General features: G+C 54.2%; 19 protein-coding genes. 6 read left to right on the top strand and 13 right to left on the bottom strand.

The genetic code is table 11. The annotated features are described in order from the left end of the window. Positions 1–29 precede the first annotated feature (29 nt). Entirely contained in the window at positions 30–1,787 is a 1,758-nt protein-coding gene (locus tag NYE92_RS17205) for a sulfite reductase subunit alpha (RefSeq protein ID WP_013024315.1), read from the top strand. Between the two features lie 113 nt (positions 1,788–1,900). On the opposite strand, the gene sspB is transcribed toward NYE92_RS17205, so the two are convergent. From sspB to zapE, 5 genes are all read right to left on the bottom strand, one after another. Beyond that, complete coding sequence (gene sspB / locus NYE92_RS17200; protein WP_013024314.1) at positions 1,901–2,386, bottom strand: ClpXP protease specificity-enhancing factor; 486 nt, start codon at positions 2,384–2,386, stop codon at positions 1,901–1,903. A gap of 3 nt (positions 2,387–2,389) precedes the next feature. Then, on the bottom strand, positions 2,390–3,031 hold the full coding sequence (sspA, locus tag NYE92_RS17195; RefSeq protein WP_013024313.1) for a stringent starvation protein SspA: 642 nt from the start codon (positions 3,029–3,031) through the stop codon (positions 2,390–2,392). A 316-nt stretch (positions 3,032–3,347) separates the two neighbouring features. Next, positions 3,348–3,740: a 30S ribosomal protein S9 gene (gene rpsI, locus NYE92_RS17190; protein WP_006121723.1), complete on the bottom strand. Its 393-nt coding sequence runs from the start codon at positions 3,738–3,740 to the stop codon at positions 3,348–3,350. A 15-nt stretch (positions 3,741–3,755) separates the two neighbouring features. Beyond that, positions 3,756–4,184, bottom strand: coding sequence for a 50S ribosomal protein L13 (gene rplM / locus NYE92_RS17185; RefSeq protein WP_006121722.1), 429 nt, complete (start codon positions 4,182–4,184; stop codon positions 3,756–3,758). A 225-nt stretch (positions 4,185–4,409) separates the two neighbouring features. After that, positions 4,410–5,537 (bottom strand): cell division protein ZapE, encoded by a 1,128-nt coding sequence (gene zapE / locus NYE92_RS17180; protein WP_014595150.1) that lies wholly within the window; start codon positions 5,535–5,537, stop codon positions 4,410–4,412. 177 nt (positions 5,538–5,714) lie between these two features. Here zapE and zapG point away from each other — a divergent pair, with 177 nt between their 5' ends. The 3 genes from zapG (at position 5,715) to degS (ending at position 8,759) form a co-directional block, all read left to right on the top strand. Then, positions 5,715–6,116 carry a Z-ring associated protein ZapG gene (gene zapG, locus NYE92_RS17175; RefSeq protein WP_006121720.1) on the top strand — a complete coding sequence of 134 codons (402 nt, stop codon included), beginning with the start codon at positions 5,715–5,717 and terminating at the stop codon, positions 6,114–6,116. A 109-nt stretch (positions 6,117–6,225) separates the two neighbouring features. Continuing rightward, entirely contained in the window at positions 6,226–7,608 is a 1,383-nt protein-coding gene (gene degQ, locus NYE92_RS17170) for a serine endoprotease DegQ (RefSeq protein ID WP_014595149.1), read from the top strand. A gap of 89 nt (positions 7,609–7,697) precedes the next feature. Next, positions 7,698–8,759, top strand: a complete 1,062-nt coding sequence (gene degS, locus NYE92_RS17165) for an outer membrane-stress sensor serine endopeptidase DegS (RefSeq protein ID WP_013024309.1) — start codon at positions 7,698–7,700, stop codon at positions 8,757–8,759. Between the two features lie 84 nt (positions 8,760–8,843). On the opposite strand, the gene epmA is transcribed toward degS, so the two are convergent. Beyond that, the gene (gene epmA, locus NYE92_RS17160) at positions 8,844–9,821 is read right to left on the bottom strand and encodes an elongation factor P--(R)-beta-lysine ligase (protein ID WP_014595148.1); all 978 of its coding nucleotides are present in this window, start codon (positions 9,819–9,821) and stop codon (positions 8,844–8,846) included. Between the two features lie 134 nt (positions 9,822–9,955). Between epmA and NYE92_RS17155 the strand changes: the two genes are divergently transcribed. Beyond that, positions 9,956–10,480, top strand: a complete 525-nt coding sequence (locus NYE92_RS17155; protein ID WP_014595147.1) for a lipocalin family protein — start codon at positions 9,956–9,958, stop codon at positions 10,478–10,480. A gap of 40 nt (positions 10,481–10,520) precedes the next feature. On the opposite strand, the gene NYE92_RS17150 is transcribed toward NYE92_RS17155, so the two are convergent. From NYE92_RS17150 to efp, 3 genes are all read right to left on the bottom strand, one after another. Beyond that, positions 10,521–10,655, bottom strand: a complete 135-nt coding sequence (locus tag NYE92_RS17150; RefSeq protein WP_014606758.1) for an entericidin A/B family lipoprotein — start codon at positions 10,653–10,655, stop codon at positions 10,521–10,523. A gap of 104 nt (positions 10,656–10,759) precedes the next feature. Beyond that, positions 10,760–10,891 (bottom strand): entericidin A/B family lipoprotein, encoded by a 132-nt coding sequence (locus NYE92_RS17145; protein ID WP_024472200.1) that lies wholly within the window; start codon positions 10,889–10,891, stop codon positions 10,760–10,762. A 49-nt stretch (positions 10,892–10,940) separates the two neighbouring features. Further along, complete coding sequence (gene efp, locus NYE92_RS17140) at positions 10,941–11,507, bottom strand: elongation factor P (protein WP_013024304.1); 567 nt, start codon at positions 11,505–11,507, stop codon at positions 10,941–10,943. A 40-nt stretch (positions 11,508–11,547) separates the two neighbouring features. On the opposite strand from efp, the gene epmB reads away from it, so the two are divergent. Then, positions 11,548–12,576 carry an EF-P beta-lysylation protein EpmB gene (epmB, locus tag NYE92_RS17135; RefSeq protein WP_013024303.1) on the top strand — a complete coding sequence of 343 codons (1,029 nt, stop codon included), beginning with the start codon at positions 11,548–11,550 and terminating at the stop codon, positions 12,574–12,576. A 161-nt stretch (positions 12,577–12,737) separates the two neighbouring features. On the opposite strand, the gene NYE92_RS17130 is transcribed toward epmB, so the two are convergent. The 4 genes from NYE92_RS17130 to NYE92_RS17115 form a co-directional block, all read right to left on the bottom strand. Further along, positions 12,738–13,088 (bottom strand): DUF4156 domain-containing protein, encoded by a 351-nt coding sequence (locus NYE92_RS17130; protein ID WP_014606760.1) that lies wholly within the window; start codon positions 13,086–13,088, stop codon positions 12,738–12,740. Between the two features lie 192 nt (positions 13,089–13,280). Beyond that, positions 13,281–14,930, bottom strand: coding sequence for a chaperonin GroEL (groL, locus tag NYE92_RS17125; protein WP_013024301.1), 1,650 nt, complete (start codon positions 14,928–14,930; stop codon positions 13,281–13,283). A gap of 48 nt (positions 14,931–14,978) precedes the next feature. Further along, positions 14,979–15,272 (bottom strand): co-chaperone GroES, encoded by a 294-nt coding sequence (locus NYE92_RS17120; protein ID WP_014606761.1) that lies wholly within the window; start codon positions 15,270–15,272, stop codon positions 14,979–14,981. A 232-nt stretch (positions 15,273–15,504) separates the two neighbouring features. After that, the gene (locus tag NYE92_RS17115; protein WP_013024299.1) at positions 15,505–15,966 is read right to left on the bottom strand and encodes an FxsA family protein; all 462 of its coding nucleotides are present in this window, start codon (positions 15,964–15,966) and stop codon (positions 15,505–15,507) included. Positions 15,967–15,975: the final 9 nt, after the last annotated feature.

Here is a 15,975-nt window from a genome sequence, read left to right as displayed (position 1 = left end):
GTTAAGAGCGGGATTGAGTAAAGGTATCCATGAAAATTCCATATATTCCTGAAGATGCACCTTTCAATGGTGATCAGAAATACTGGCTGGCGGGCTTCCTGGCCGGCCTGCACTCCCGTTTGTTGGTGCTGGAAGACAAACAGCAGCCGGCTGCGGGCAGCAGCGCTGCCGCGACCACCCAACTGCACATCCTTTATGGTTCTCAGACCGGTAATGCTGAGGCGCTGGCCCAGTCAGCGGCGAAGTCAGCCCGTGCCAAAGGTCTGGTGCCGGTCGTTCAGGCATTAGGCGATGTGGATCTCGACGTGTTCGCTACCATGCGGCACGTGCTGATTGTCACTTCGACCTATGGTGAAGGTGAAATGCCCGACAACGCCCAGCTGTTTTGGGACGCGATTTCCGCCAGCACCGCGCCACGTCTGGAGCAGATGCACTTCGCCGTGCTGGCCATTGGCGATACCGGCTATGACGGATTCTGTCAGGCAGGTAAGTTCCTGGATATGCGCCTGGAACAGCTTGGGGCAAAGCGCGTTGTTGACCGCATTGACTGCGATATCGATTACGAAGAGCCGTCAAATGAGTGGATTAACAGCACGATGCCCCAGTTTGCCAGCAGCGCAGGCAGCAGCGGCACGGTGCTGGAGAGCGCTCCGGAAGCGCCGGTTATTCCTGGCAGCAACAAATCGAATCCGTATGCGGCAGCCCTGATCACCAATAAACGCCTGTCGAGTGAGCAATCGGCAAAAGATATTCGCCACGTCGAGTTTGATCTCACCGACAGCGGCCTGAAGTATGAAGCCGGTGACGCACTTGGCGTGATTCCGGTCAACGAGCCGTCGCTGGTCAGCCTGCTGCTTACCCAGTTGAACGCCGATTACCAGACGCCGGTGCCGGGATTCGACAGGAGCCTGGGCGACCTGCTGACCTACCAGTTTGAAATTTCAGAGCCTTCACGCAAGCTGATCGAGTGGGTGGGCCAAAACACCACCAACCAGGAGCTGCGTCACGTGCTTCAGCACGACGACAAAGACGCGCTCGGTGTCTGGCTATGGGGCAAAGATACGCTGGATCTGCTCCAGCTCGAACTGACGCGTAGCCTGAGCGTACCCGAGTTCGTCGCCCTGCTGCGCCCGTTGCAGCATCGCGCCTACTCCATCTCGTCCAGCTCAAAAGCGCATCCGAATCAGGTTCACCTGACCATCGCCTCAGTGCGCTATCACAGCGGTGGCCGCAACCGCAGCGGCGTGTGCTCTACCTATCTGGCTGAGCGTGTACGCCGTGGTGAAAAGCCCGCGATCTTCATCTCACCCAACAAAGCCTTTCGCGTTCCGGCTAACGGCAACGCCCCCCTGATTATGGTCGGCCCCGGCACCGGTATCGCCCCGTTCCGCGCCTTTTTGCAGGAGCGTCAGGTAACAGGCGCTCAGGGTAAAAACTGGTTGTTCTTTGGCGATCAGCATCAGGAACACGACTTCATTTATCGCGAAGAACTGACGGCCTGGCAGGAAAGCGGTCTGCTCACGCGTCTCGATCTGGCGTTCTCACGCGATCAGGACAAGAAAATCTACGTGCAAAACCGGATGCTGGAACAGGGTGCAGAGCTCTATGCCTGGCTGCAGGAAGGCGGTCACTTTTACGTGTGTGGCGATGCATCACGCATGGCGAAAGACGTGGATAGCGCGCTGTATGAAATCGTACGTCAGTTTGGCGGGCTCTCCAGTGAACGGGCCGCTGACTACATCGATCAGCTGAAGAAAGAGAAACGCTACCTGCGCGACGTTTACTGATCGCTGCGGCAGAAAGCAAAAATCCGGGCAACCTGTGTTCCCGGATTTTTTTATGCCTGTGACCGGCTGGTAGACAGGCAAAAAAATACCCGTCAGGTGACGGGTATTCTGTGTTATTTCACCACGCGCAGTGCGGGACGGCCACCACGTGGCGGGGGATCGTCATCCGGTGAATTATCGTCATCGCTGGCATCATCAGGGCGGTCGCCGTCAATCACTGACATGACCGTCTCTTCCTGATTCTCAGCAAATTCCTGTGTGCCGCCTTCATAGGCCGGTTCAGGTTCAAACATCGTGCCTGCGCCGTTTTCACGCGCATAGATGGCGAGTATGGCCGCCATTGGCACATTCACCTGACGTGGAACGCCACCAAAACGTGCGTTAAACGAGACTTCGTCATTGCCCAGATCAAGGTTACCCACGGCACGCGGCGCAATGTTCAGTACGATCTGACCATCGCGGGCATATTCGAGTGGAACCTGAACGCCAGGCAGGTTGATGTCGACGACCAGATGCGGTGTGAGCTGGTTATCCAGTAACCAGTCATAAAAAGCACGCAGCAAATAAGGTCGGCGGGCTGTGAGTTGTGACATTTCCATACGTTAGCCCCGGGCTTGCAGGCGCATTTCACGTTCAGCTTCAGTCAGTGAAGCAAGGAAGGAGTCACGCTCAAATACGCGGTTCATGTAGCCTTTCAGCTCTTTAGAGCCCGACCCGAGCAGATCGATACCCATTGACGGTAAACGCCACAACAGCGGAGCCAGATAGCAGTCTACCAGGCTGAACTCGTCGCTCATAAAGAATGGCGTACGCCCAAACAGAGGAGCAATAGCCAGCAGCTCTTCACGCAGCTGCTTACGCGCCGCTTCAGCTTCCTGACCGCTACTGTTCTCAACCTTTCTCATCAGGCTGTACCAGTCTTGCTCAATACGGTGCATCATTAAACGGCTTTCGCCACGTGCAACCGGATAGACAGGCATCAATGGTGGGTGGGGAAAACGCTCATCCAGATATTCCATGATGATGCGTGATTCGTACAGCGTCAGTTCGCGATCTACCAGCGTCGGCACAGTGCGGTACGGATTGAGGTCAATCAGATCCTGCGGCAGGTTATCCATTTCGACCTGCTCGATCTCTACGCTGACACCTTTCTCGGCAAGCACGATACGTACCTGATGGCTAAAAATGTCAGTAGGACCAGAAAACAGCGTCATTACCGAACGTTTGTTGGCAGCGACAGCCATGAAAACCTCCCAGTTTGTTCACAAAAAGTTACTGCGAATGGCCAACCACACGGCGACTCACCTGCTCATAGAACTCGCTCGCAATCCGCGCTAACCACCCCCGACTAATGCGAGGCGCATAACGCGCCAGCTTGCGGGCGCAAAGTGACACAGAGTTTACCAGATTTTAGGCAGCTTGTGGGTGGGGGAATGCATTTTTGCGGGTAAAATGCGAACAGTATTGTGGTTTTATACGACAGGATGACCTGAGAATAAAAATAAAAAACCCGCCGGAGCGGGTTTTTTGTGCCAACTGTGTCTGCCGAAGCAGCAACAATTAACGCTTGGAGAACTGAGGACGACGACGTGCTTTACGCAGGCCGACTTTCTTACGTTCAACCTGACGAGCATCACGGGTAACGAAGCCTGCTTTACGCAGTTCGCCACGCAGTGACTCATCATACTCCATCAGAGCGCGGGTGATACCATGACGGATCGCGCCTGCCTGACCAGAGATACCACCACCTTTAACGGTGATGTACAGGTCCAGTTTACCAACCATATCAACCAGTTCCAGAGGCTGACGCACGACCATGCGTGCAGTCTCGCGACCGAAATACTGCTCCAGAGAGCGTTGGTTGATTACGATGTTACCGCTACCCGGCTTGATGAAGACGCGTGCGGATGAGCTTTTGCGGCGACCAGTGCCGTAGTTTTGAGTTTCAGCCATTGCCTTTAATCCCGATTAAATGTCAAGAACTTGCGGTTGCTGTGCCGCATGGTTGTGCTCGTTACCTGCGTAAACTTTCAGTTTACGGTACATAGCACGACCCAGCGGGCCCTTCGGCAGCATGCCTTTAACCGCGATCTCAATCACGCGCTCAGGACGGCGAGCAATCATCTCTTCAAAGGTCGCCTGTTTGATACCACCGATGTGACCAGTGTGGTGATAGTAAATCTTGTCAGAACGCTTGTTGCCGGTTACAGCAACTTTCTCAGCGTTCAGAACGATGATGTAATCACCAGTATCAACGTGCGGAGTGTATTCCGCTTTATGCTTACCACGCAGACGGCGCGCCAGTTCAGTCGCCAGGCGACCCAAGGTTTTGCCAGTTGCGTCAACAACATACCAGTCACGTTGGACGGTTTCTGGTTTAGCTGTAAAAGTTTTCATCGAAAAGCTTACCCAAATTAAGTTACACGTTGGTGAAATCCCAAACGCTTAAGTAAACGAATGAGGCTCACACGACCATTTTGACCAGCAAGCCACCCCTTCGGATAGCGTTACCGGAACGCAGAGGATTTGGGAAAAAAATCCTGTGCTGTAACGTGGGGTCGCAAGATTATAGAGAAGTCGATTACAAAAATCGAACCCTATTTTCATTTATTACCTGGAATCTCAGGGTAAATGCGCCAGCCGCAGGTACTCTTCGCTCTGCATTTCCTGCAAACGGGACAGACAGCGCTGATATTCAAATTTCAGGCGCGTGCCCTGATAAATTTCGAACAAGGAGGTTTCTGCAGCGACAACCAGTTTGACATGGCGCTCGTAAAACTCATCCACCAACGCCAGAAAACGCCGCGCCTGATCTTCCGTCTTGTAGATCATGACCGGTACATCAAACAGCAGGACGCTGTGAAAGCGGCGTGACAGCTCAATATAATCATGCTGGCTGCGCCCTTCTCCACACAGGGTTTTAAAATCAATCGCAATCACCCCTTCTGCCACGCCCAGGGTCGGCATTTTACGGTGATTGATCTCCAGCACCGGTGCGCTGTCGCGTTTTTCGCCTGACAATGCCTGGAACATGCGGTCCATCTCGGCGTAGGTTTCCGGCCCCAGAGGAAACGTCCACAAATGCGCGGACGTCAGCGTACGCAGACGGTAATCAATGCCCGCATCGACATTCATTACCTCACAATGCTGCTTAATCTGCTCGATGGCGGGCAGAAAACGGGCACGCTGCAGGCCGTTTTTGTACAAGTTATCAGGCGGAATATTCGAGGTCGCAACCAGGCTGATGCCGCGCGCAAACAGGGCTTCCATCAGCGTTCCCAGCAGCATGGCATCCGTGATGTCAGACACAAAAAACTCATCAAAACAGAGAATATCGGTTTCTGCTTTAAAGCGGTCGGCGATGATCAGTAACGGATCGCTGTGCCCCTGCAGTTCGGTCAGCTCTTCATGCACGCGCAGCATGAAACGGTGAAAGTGTAAGCGCAGTTTGCGGTCGCCAGGAATAGACTGAAAAAACAGATCCATTACCCAGGTTTTCCCCCGGCCAACACCGCCCCACATATACAAGCCACGGACGGGCGCTTTGGGCTGCGACTTTTCTTTTCCCATCAGCTTCGACAGACGACCTAACAGCCCCTGCGAGGGAAGTTCGGTGGTGTGCTGACGCGCGATCAGCCCTTGCTGGATAGCATCTAAGCGGGTAATCGCTTCACGCTGTACGTCGTCGGGCTTGAAATCGCCCTGTGATAGCGCCTGCTCATAGCGGGCAAGCGGAGATGAGGTTTGCATGGTTCGCTCAGTGTCCCTGAATTTTGTCTTATTCAAACGTCGTTTGTCGAAAAAAAGGCCGCTCTACACTAAGGCATGGCGCTCCAGAGTTCCACATCCATAAGATTAACGGGTATAGTGACTATTATTAAGTGGTGCAACGCCCTACGGAACAACGGAAATAACACGGGAGTCATTATGACCTGGGAATACGGGCTAATTGGTTTAGTGGTAGGTATTATTGTCGGCGCAGTCGCAATGCGTTTTGGCAACCGGAAGCTGCGTGAGCAGCGCAGCATGCAGTACGAACTGGATAAGACGAAAGCCGAGCTGGCAGATTATCGCGAAGAGCTGACCAACCACTTTGCGCAGAGCGCAGAGCTGCTGGATAACATGGCGCGTGATTACCGTCAGCTCTATCAGCACATGGCGAAAGGGTCCAACGACCTGCTGCCGAACATGCCCGGGGACAAAAACCCCTTTGCATGGCAACTGACCGAAGCCGAAGCGGATAACGATCAGGCACCGGTGCAAATGCCGCGTGACTACTCTGAAGGCGCCTCTGGCTTACTGCGTGGTGAACGCGCCGTCCGCGACTAAGCATGATCGGGCACAGTGACGCTGTGCCCGCTGTTTTTGCGAACCCCGGCCGCAAACGGCTGTCTCATTGATTTACTCCCCCCATTTTTGCAGCGAGAGCGTTGTAGCAATGAAAAAACAAGCACGACTGTTAAGCGCATTAGCCTTGAGTATTGGAATGAGTCTTGCCGCTGCGCCCGGCGCGATGGCGACGCTGCCTGCACAGATTCAGAGCCAGCCGCTTCCCAGCCTGGCACCGATGCTGGAAAAAGTGTTACCTGCTGTGGTCAGCGTGCACGTTGAAGGCACCCAGTCTGATGCCCAGGCCCAGACACAGGATATTCCCGAGCCGCTTAAGCGTTTCTTTGGCCAGTTGCCCGGTGGTGCCCCGAGCCAGCCTCAACCCTTTGAGGGGCTGGGGTCCGGTGTCATCATTGATGCCGCCAAAGGCTATGTTCTGACTAATAACCACGTGGTCAACGGCGCGGATAAGATCAACGTCCAGCTCGGCGATGGCAGCGAATATGATGCCAAACTGATTGGTCACGATGAGCAGACCGACATCGCCCTTATCCAGATTCAGGGCGCGAAAAACCTGACGCAGATAAAAGTCGCCGATTCGGATCAGCTGAAAGTCGGTGATTTTGCCGTGGCCATCGGCAATCCTTTTGGCCTTGGTCAGACAGCGACCTCCGGAATTATTTCGGCACTGGGCCGCAGCGGCCTGAATCTCGAAGGGCTGGAAAACTTTATCCAGACCGATGCCGCCATTAACCGCGGTAACTCGGGCGGCGCGCTGGTTAATCTGAACGGCGAGCTGATCGGCATTAATACCGCCATTTTGGCCTCCAGTGGCGGCAATATCGGCATTGGCTTTGCGATTCCGAGCGATATGGCCATGAACCTGGCCGAGCAGTTGATTAAGTACGGCGAAGTCAAACGGGGTCAGTTGGGTATCAAAGGTACCGAGATGACCGCGGACATCGCAAAAGCGTTTAACGTTGACGCACAGCGCGGCGCGTTCGTTTCTGAAGTGCTGCCGCAGTCTGCGGCGCAAAAAGCCGGTATCAAGTCAGGCGATATCATTGTTTCGGTCAACGATAAACCGATTACCAGCTTCGCAGAACTGCGGGTGAAGATCGGCACGACGGCGCCGGGTGAGAAAGTGAAGCTTGGCCTGCTACGTGAAGGTAAACCGGTGAGTGTTGATGTCACCCTTGAGCAAAGCGCCCAGACGACGGCCAGCGCACAGCTGCTTTCTCCGGCCCTGCAGGGCGCGACTCTGAGCGATGGTCAGACCAAAACCGGTGATAAAGGCGTGAAGATTGATGCCATCGAAAAAGGCACTCCGGCTGAACAGGTCGGCCTGCAAAAAGATGACGTGATCATTGGCGTCAACCGCACGCGAATTCAGAATATTGCCGAAATGCGCAAGGTGCTGGAAGCCAAACCGCCGGTGATGGCGCTGAATGTGGTTCGTGGTGAGGAAAGTATCTATCTGTTATTGAGATAAACCCCGCACGATGGCGGACACAAGCACGTGTGTGTCCGCCGCTCTCATGTTATTCTCCCCAACGTTCTCCCCTGACGTGATTTAACACCATGTTTCTTAAACTCTTGCGTTCAGTGGTGTTGGGACTGATTGTTGCGGGCATCTTGCTCGCAGCGCTGCCCGCACTGCGTTTGGGCGGTGCTGCCCTGTATAGTCAAAATGACAGTAACGATGAAACGCCCTTTGGCTTTAATCAAGGGGTGAGGCGTGCCGTGCCTGCCGTTGTGAATGTTTACAACCGCAGCGCGCATGGGAACAACAACCGCGGTATTACCACGCTGGGCTCTGGCGTGATTATGAATAACCGGGGTTATATCCTGACCAACAAGCACGTTATCAATAATGCCGATCAGATCATCGTCGCTCTACAGGATGGCCGTTTTTTTGAAGCCACGCTGGTGGGTTCAGATGCCATGACCGATTTGGCCGTGCTAAAAATTACCGCGTCAAACCTGCCGGTTATCCCGATTAATCCCAAACGCGTCGCACACATTGGCGATGTGGTGATGGCCATCGGCAACCCCTATAACCTGGGACAAACGGTCACACAGGGCATTATCAGCGCCACGGGCCGCGTTGGACTCAGCTCGTCAGGCCGCCAGAACTTCCTGCAAACGGATGCATCAATCAATCAGGGGAACTCCGGTGGCGCACTGATTAACTCGCTGGGCGAACTCATGGGCATCAATACCCTGACGTTCGATAAGAGCAGCGATGGCGAAACGCCCGAAGGCATTGGTTTTGCTATCCCCACCGCGCTGGCAACCAAAATTATGGATAAGCTCATCCGTGATGGTCGGGTCATTCGCGGCTATATCGGCATTACCGCCCGCGAAGTGCCGCCGCTTCACGGCCAGGGCAACAGTCTCGATCGGGTTCAGGGCATTATCGTCAGCGTGGTGACGCCGGGCGGCCCGGCTGAGAAAGCCGGTATCCAGGCCAATGATGTGCTGCTGAGCGTAGACGGTAAACCGGCGCTCTCCGCACAGGAAACCATGGACCAGGTTGCGGAAATTCGGCCCGGCTCGGTGGTGAATGTGCAGGTGCTGCGTAATGACAAGAAGCTGACCTTCCCGGTGACGATTCAGGAGTTTCCGGACAGCAGTCAGTAGCGGTGAACGCAAACAAGGCCCACTTGAGGCCTTGTTTATCAGCTTAAATGGCGCTGCGCCATTCTGTCAGCACGGCGTCAAGGGTCAGCAGCGGTCTACCGGAAACGCAATAACCTCCGACAGCGACTCTGCCTTCAGCGCCAGCATAATCAACCTGTCCACGCCCAGTGCAACGCCCGAACAGGCCGGCATGCCGTGCTCCAGCGCGGCCAGCAGGTAGTGATCAATCGGATGTTGCGGCAACCCTCGCGCCGCACGCCGACGATTATCCTGCTCAAAGCGTTGGCGCTGTTCACGGCTGTCGGTGAGTTCGCGGAAGCCATTCGCCAGCTCAATGCCCTTGTAATACACCTCAAACCGCTCTGCCACCCGATGATCTTCCGTACTGATCTCCGCTAATGCCGCCTGGCTGGCCGGAAAGTGGTAGATAAAACACGGCTTGTCCTGACCAATCTTCGGTTCCACGCCCAGCATAAACAGCAGCATCAGCAAGGTATCGCGATCCTCTTCCCGACTGGCCAGCTCGCCCTCACCCAGCTTTTCCGCCGCCTCACGCAGCTGCGCTTTGTCGGCAGAAAGCGGGTCCAGCTCAAGGTGACGAATAAAGGCCTGCTGATAAGAGAGCGACTCCGCGCTGTCGCACTCCAGCACCTGCTGCAGCAGATCGTCGACCTCATTCATCAGGCGGTACATATCGTAATGGGGGCGATACCACTCCAGCATGGTGAATTCAGGGTTGTGGTAGCGCCCGGCCTCTTCGTTGCGAAAGCTGCGGCCCATTTGATAGATAGGGCCACTTCCGGCCGCCAGCAGGCGTTTCATGTGGTATTCCGGGCTGGTCATCAGCCAGAGATCGCGGCCTTCAGACAGGCCAGGGCCGACAAAGCGCGTCTGGAATGGCACCAGATGAATGTCGGTAATCGTGGCCTGACTCATCGCGGGCGTGTCGACTTCCAGTACGCCACGATCGGCGAAGAAACGACGCACTTCAGCAATAATGGCTGCGCGTTTAATTAAACTGGCAATCGAAGCGCCAGGTTGCCAGCTTGTCGTTTCACTCATGGTGACGGCTCCTGATACAAATAAGGGAGGGAAGTCTACTCGTAATGTCAGTGGCAAACAATCGTGGCGCAAGCCTGTCCAATAAACTGACCGGCTTCTATAATTAACAGGTTAAATAACAAAGGAATCTTTTTATGTCTCCATGGAAAACATTGGTCGCCAGCCTGAGTGCCTTCCTGTCCGTCGCCTGCACGACCACACCGCCAAAAAACGTTACCGTCGTTGAAAACTTCGACAGTCAGCGTTACCTCGGTCAGTGGTACGAGATAGCCCGGCTGGATCATGGCTTTGAACGCGGCCTCGAACAGGTTACGGCAAATTACAGCCCACGTGAGGATGGCGGCCTGAAAGTCGTTAATCGCGGCTATAACGTTAAAAAGCAGCGCTGGCAGGAGAGCGTGGGTAAAGCCTACTTCACCGGCGATAAACAGCGTGCGGCACTCAAGGTCTCGTTCTTTGGGCCCTTCTACGGTGGCTATAACGTGATAGCGCTGGATCCTGACTACCGTTACGCACTGGTATGCGGGCCTAACCGCCACTATCTGTGGATACTGTCACGGACGCCGCAGTTGGATGAAGGTGTGAAACAAAAGCTGGTGCAGCAGGCACGCCAGGCCGGTTTCCCGGTAGATGAGCTGATTTGGGTGAAACAGGGCTAGAGAAAGGCCGGTACGAAAAACGTTCGTACCGGTTTTACCGTTACTGCGCGCTACGCTGGATTGCATGGCCGCCCGCTTCAACGTCTTCGCCGACGCCGCGCGTGGTGTTGCAGCCAGAAAGCAGTGCAGAGAACATCATCACAGAGAAAATCGCAACAATACTTTTCTTCAACATATCCATATCCTTTTTGGTTGCATTATAGGTACAGCTTTTAAAGCATAGACTGATTATGCAACGTCGCGAGCCTGAGCCGCCGAAAAAAGGAAGGCAGGAATAACTTATTTAGCCGCGCGCGAGATTGCGCCGCCCAGGTGAGATACGTCTTCGCCAAAACCGTGGAAGGTGTTACAGCCGCTTAGTCCAGAAGCCACCAGCAACGCCAAGGCGATAAGTTTTGCTCGTTTTTTCATGGTGAACTCACTCAAAAAAAAGGCGCATCACAGGATGCGCCTTTCAAGGTTATTTTACGCGTGACACGTATTCGCCAGAGCGGGTATCAACCTTCACCACCTCGCCAATCTGCACGAACAATGGCACTTTAATGACTGCACCCGTAGACAGCGTTGCTGGCTTACCGCCCGTACCGGCAGTATCACCTTTCAGGCCTGGGTCAGTTTCAATGACTTCCGCTTCAACAAAGTTTGGTGGCTGAACCGCAATCGGTTTATCGTTCCACAAGGTTACGATACACTCCGCGTTGTCCTGCAACCACTTCTGCACTTCATCCAGCACTTTTGCTTCAACCTGGTATTGCTCAAAAGATTCCGGGTGCATGAAGTAGTAGAAATCGCCGTCGTTGTAAGAGTACTGCAGCGTCATATCCTTCACGTCTGCGCCTTCGGCAGAATCAGTTGATTTGAAGGTTTTCTCAACGCGTGAACCGGTCAGCAGACGACGCATTTTTACACGTGCAAACGCCTGACCTTTACCCGGCTTAACGAACTCGCTTGATTCGATGGCATAAGGTTCGCCTTCGAACATGATTTTAAGACCGGGACGGAAATCGTTGCTAAGATAAGTCGCCATAAAGGCCCTCTGTAGATATTAACTGGTAATAGCCAAAAAAATGGCACACATTGTAACCCTAAATTCCCCTTCCAGAGAAGATTGGTTGCAGCAACTTGCTGATGTTGTCACTGATCCTCATGAATTACTGCAACTTTTAGCGCTCGACCATCATCCGGATCTGGCTGCTGGCGGCGACGCACGCCGACTTTTTGCCCTGCGCGTGCCGCGCGCCTTTATCCGGCGAATGAAAAAAGGCGATGCGCAGGATCCCCTTCTACTCCAGGTCCTGACCAGCCGTCAGGAGTTTGTCGACGCGCCAGGTTATAGCACCGATCCGCTGGACGAACAAAATAGCGTCGTGCCGGGATTACTGCATAAATATAAAAACCGTGCATTGCTGCTGGTCAAAGGCGGCTGCGCGGTGAACTGCCGCTACTGCTTCCGCCGTCATTTTCCCTATCAGGATAATCAGGGCAACAAGCGTAACTGGCAGGCCGCGCTGGATTATATTACCGCCCATCCTGAACTGGATGAGATCATCTTTTCGGGTGGCGATCCGTTAATGGCAAAAGATCATGAGCTGGCCTGGCTCATTGACGCGCTGGGCGCTATCCCGCATCTGAAACGGCTACGTATTCACAGTCGACTGCCGGTCGTGATTCCGGATCGCATTACCGAGGCGCTGTGTCAGACGCTGGCGGAAACGCGGCTTCAGGTCTTGATGGTCACCCACATCAACCACGCCCGTGAGATTGATGAGGCGCTTTGTGATGCCATGCTGCGCCTGAAACGTGCTGACGTGACGCTGCTTAATCAGAGCGTACTGCTGCGCGGCGTGAATGATGATGCACAAACCCTGGCGGCGCTGAGCAATGCGCTGTTTGATGCCGGCATTCTGCCCTACTACCTGCATGTGCTGGACAAAGTGCAGGGCGCAGCGCATTTCTTCGTTTCTGATGAAGAAGCCCGGGCGTTGATGCGTAGCCTGCTGCCGCGGGTGTCCGGTTATCTGGTGCCGAAGCTGGCACGTGAGATCGGCGGGGAACCCAGTAAAACCCCGCTGGATCTGCAACTTCGGCAGGAATAAATCACGGGCGGCACACAGCCCGATAGCCGCAAGCCTCATTTCCGCCGAGCAGCGGGCTGCCAACCCGTTGCACTGGCGGCTAAAAGCCATTGATAAACGCTAAAAAAACGACCGGCACATTGGCCGGTCGTCTCAAAAAATGTTGCCTGTTCAGCGCAGGATCAGTTAGGGCATTTATAGACCTGGCCGGTCATCTTGCTGTCGAGTGGTGCAAAGGCTGAAAGCAGGTTTTGTGTAGGACTGGTTGCGCCATAAATGACGTTTCCGCCCATTTCGGCAGCACGGTTCCGCAGGTCGTTAGCTGCACCGCGCAGCGCGCTGGTTTCGCCACCGGCTCCGCTTAACCAGTTACTTTGCGAGCCGGTCAGGCTGCCCAGAAGCTGACATTGTTTGCCAGGCTGCTGATCGGTAAAGGTGACGCGCTGTCCAGCAGAAGTCAGGTCGGTTGAGCTGCTGCAGCCTGCAAGCAATAACGCACCAGCCGTAAGACCGAGCAAGAGGTTAATACGCATTATAATCCCCATTTATTATCATCAGTGTCGGATGGCAGCGTAGCAGAAAAACACGCATTTTTTCTGAACATTCATTGCCCTAATCCGTGCCAACGTAACCGTTGCGCCCCTACTTATACCCTTTCCTCTGCAAAAGAAAAACCCCCGACCGTTTCCGATCGGGGGTTCTTATGACGCAAGCGTCAGGGGCGATTACATCATGCCGCCCATACCGCCCATGCCACCCATACCGCCAGCGCCTGCACCTAAGTCTGGCGCATCGCCTTTCGGCAGGTCAGTGACCATACATTCGGTGGTGATCATCAGGCCAGCAACCGATGCCGCGTACTGCAGAGCAGAACGGGTCACTTTGGTTGGGTCCAGAATACCGAAGTCGATCATGTTGCCGTATTCTTCAGTCTGCGCGTTGTAACCGTAGTTACCGTCGCCTGCTTTCACGTTGTTCGCCACAACAGAAGGCTCTTCGCCGGCGTTAGAAACGATCTGACGCAGTGGTGATTCCATTGCGCGCAGCGCAACTTTGATACCCACGTTCTGGTCTTCGTTCTGACCACGCAGTTCTGTCAGCTGTGCTGCAACGCGAACCAGCGCCACACCACCACCTGCAACCACGCCTTCTTCAACCGCAGCACGGGTTGCGTGCAGGGCATCTTCAACGCGAGCTTTTTTCTCTTTCATTTCAACTTCAGTTGCTGCGCCCACTTTCAGAACGGCAACGCCGCCTGCCAGTTTCGCTACGCGCTCCTGCAGTTTTTCTTTGTCGTAGTCAGAGGTGGCTTCTTCAATCTGCTGACGAATCTGAGTGACACGCCCCTGAATAGTGGTTTCTTCACCCACGCCATCGATGATGGTGGTGGTGTCTTTATTGATCACGACACGCTTCGCCTGGCCCAGATCTTCCAGTGCTGCTTTTTCCAGCTCCATACCGATCTCTTCAGAGATCACGGTACCGCCGGTCAGGATAGCGATATCCTGCAGCATGGCTTTACGGCGGTCGCCGAAGCCCGGTGCTTTAACCGCAGCCACTTTCACGATGCCGCGCATGGTGTTCACCACCAGCGTCGCCAGCGCTTCGCCTTCTACGTCTTCCGCGATGATCAGCAGTGGTTTGCCTGCTTTCGCAACGGCTTCCAGCACTGGCAGCATTTCACGGATGTTAGAAATCTTCTTGTCAGCCAGCAGGATGAAAGGGGTTTCCAGCTCAACGGCACCTGTTTCTGGCTTGTTGATGAAGTACGGAGACAGGTAGCCACGGTCGAACTGCATACCTTCAACCACGTCCAGCTCGTCCTGCAGGCCGGTGCCTTCTTCAACGGTGATGACGCCTTCTTTGCCCACTTTTTCCATCGCCTGAGCGATCAGGGTACCGACGGTTTCATCAGAGTTAGCAGAGATAGTCCCTACCTGAGCGATAGCTTTAGAGTCTGAGCAAGGAACAGACAGTTTTTTCAGCTCTTCAACCGCAGCGATGACCGCCTGGTCGATACCGCGCTTCAGATCCATCGGGTTCATGCCCGCTGCAACGGCTTTCAGGCCTTCGGTGATGATGGACTGCGCCAGCACGGTTGCCGTGGTGGTACCGTCGCCTGCTGCGTCGTTCGCTTTAGAGGCAACTTCTTTCACCATCTGTGCGCCCATGTTTTCGAACTTGTCTTCCAGCTCGATTTCACGCGCAACAGAAACACCATCTTTGGTGATGGTCGGTGCACCAAAAGATTTATCCAGAACCACGTTACGGCCTTTCGGGCCCAGGGTAACTTTTACTGCATCTGCCAGTACGTTCACGCCACGCAACATTTTTACGCGTGCGTCATTACCGAATTTTACGTCTTTAGCTGCCATTTCAAATTTCCCTTAAATTCGTTTCGTTCAGTGAATTACGCGTAAAACTTACGCTTCAACAATCGCCAGAATGTCGCTTTCAGAGATGATCAGGACTTCTTCGTTGTCGATTTTTTCAGTTTTGGCACCGTAGCCTTCGCTGAAGATCACGACGTCACCAACTTGTACGTCCAGCGGCTTCACTTCGCCACTCTCAAGGATACGGCCTTTGCCCACAGCCAGGACTTCACCACGCGTGGATTTGCCTGCTGCAGAACCGGTCAGCACAATGCCACCCGCTGACTTAGCTTCAACTTCTTTACGCTTCACGATGACACGATCGTGTAATGGACGAATTTTCATTTGATAGCTCTCCTTTGAGAAGTCCAATCATTCATTTTTGGGTTGAATACCGGGCTGTGTGGCTTCCGGCCTCGTGACCAGAGAGATAGGGCCGCGACCTGACACTTTCAAGGGGGCAACCCACAAATTTTTTTAGTCTGATGATGCAACTGATGACTTTTTAGACAAACCGCGCGGACGGGTCAGAAGACAAACAAAAAGCGCGACCTGATGTCGCGCTAAGAGGATGAGATTAACGATCTTTTGGATCGTCATGATGTTCAAGGCGATCGCTGTCTTTGCGTTCGAACTCGCCATCCATTGTATAACCGCTGTCCGGGCCTGCACCCGGCCCCCGCCAGACGCGCAGATGCGGCATCAGTTTTAAGGTCAGGTGTTTTTGCACCGGTGGCAGTAAGAGCAGCAGGCCCAGCATGTCGGTAAAGAAACCTGGCAGCAGCAGCAGGAAACCGGCAATGATCAGCGAAACGCTTTTCACCATTTCCTGCGCCGGACTTTCGTTACGAGCCAGCTTCTCCTGCATCAGTATAAAGTTTTTCATGCCCTGATTTTTTACCAAAGACACGCCGATGCAGGAGGTGAAAACCACCAGCAGCATGGTGAGCAGCACGCCAAGGACGTGTGCAACCTGAATGAAAAGCGAGATCTCAATCCAGGCCAGTACGAAAAAGATCACTAACGGTAACCAGCGCACCGGATTCTC

The organism is Pantoea sp. B566, assembly GCF_024793925.1.
GTDB lineage: Bacteria > Pseudomonadota > Gammaproteobacteria > Enterobacterales > Enterobacteriaceae > Pantoea > Pantoea ananatis.
The sequence above is the reverse complement of the archived record's forward strand: the minus strand, read 5'-3'. Positions and strand labels throughout refer to the sequence as shown.

Bases quoted from the DNA above. Each gene is read 5' to 3' on its own strand.
- efp (WP_013024304.1), bottom strand. From the start codon at position 11,507: ATGGCGACTTATCTTAGCAACGATTTCCGTCCCGGTCTTAAAATCATG.
- sspA (WP_013024313.1), bottom strand. From the start codon at position 3,031: ATGGCTGTCGCTGCCAACAAACGTTCGGTAATGACGCTGTTTTCTGGT.
- NYE92_RS17145 (WP_024472200.1), bottom strand. From the start codon at position 10,891: ATGAAAAAACGAGCAAAACTTATCGCCTTGGCGTTGCTGGTGGCTTCT.
- NYE92_RS17205 (WP_013024315.1), top strand. From the start codon at position 30: ATGAAAATTCCATATATTCCTGAAGATGCACCTTTCAATGGTGATCAG.
- degS (WP_013024309.1), top strand. From the start codon at position 7,698: ATGTTTCTTAAACTCTTGCGTTCAGTGGTGTTGGGACTGATTGTTGCG.
- rpsI (WP_006121723.1), bottom strand. From the start codon at position 3,740: ATGGCTGAAACTCAAAACTACGGCACTGGTCGCCGCAAAAGCTCATCC.
- zapG (WP_006121720.1), top strand. From the start codon at position 5,715: ATGACCTGGGAATACGGGCTAATTGGTTTAGTGGTAGGTATTATTGTC.
- rplM (WP_006121722.1), bottom strand. From the start codon at position 4,184: ATGAAAACTTTTACAGCTAAACCAGAAACCGTCCAACGTGACTGGTAT.
- degQ (WP_014595149.1), top strand. From the start codon at position 6,226: ATGAAAAAACAAGCACGACTGTTAAGCGCATTAGCCTTGAGTATTGGA.
- epmA (WP_014595148.1), bottom strand. From the start codon at position 9,821: ATGAGTGAAACGACAAGCTGGCAACCTGGCGCTTCGATTGCCAGTTTA.
- NYE92_RS17150 (WP_014606758.1), bottom strand. From the start codon at position 10,655: ATGTTGAAGAAAAGTATTGTTGCGATTTTCTCTGTGATGATGTTCTCT.
- sspB (WP_013024314.1), bottom strand. From the start codon at position 2,386: ATGGAAATGTCACAACTCACAGCCCGCCGACCTTATTTGCTGCGTGCT.
- NYE92_RS17130 (WP_014606760.1), bottom strand. From the start codon at position 13,088: ATGCGTATTAACCTCTTGCTCGGTCTTACGGCTGGTGCGTTATTGCTT.
- NYE92_RS17155 (WP_014595147.1), top strand. From the start codon at position 9,956: ATGTCTCCATGGAAAACATTGGTCGCCAGCCTGAGTGCCTTCCTGTCC.
- zapE (WP_014595150.1), bottom strand. From the start codon at position 5,537: ATGCAAACCTCATCTCCGCTTGCCCGCTATGAGCAGGCGCTATCACAG.
- groL (WP_013024301.1), bottom strand. From the start codon at position 14,930: ATGGCAGCTAAAGACGTAAAATTCGGTAATGACGCACGCGTAAAAATG.
- NYE92_RS17120 (WP_014606761.1), bottom strand. From the start codon at position 15,272: ATGAAAATTCGTCCATTACACGATCGTGTCATCGTGAAGCGTAAAGAA.
- epmB (WP_013024303.1), top strand. From the start codon at position 11,548: ATGGCACACATTGTAACCCTAAATTCCCCTTCCAGAGAAGATTGGTTG.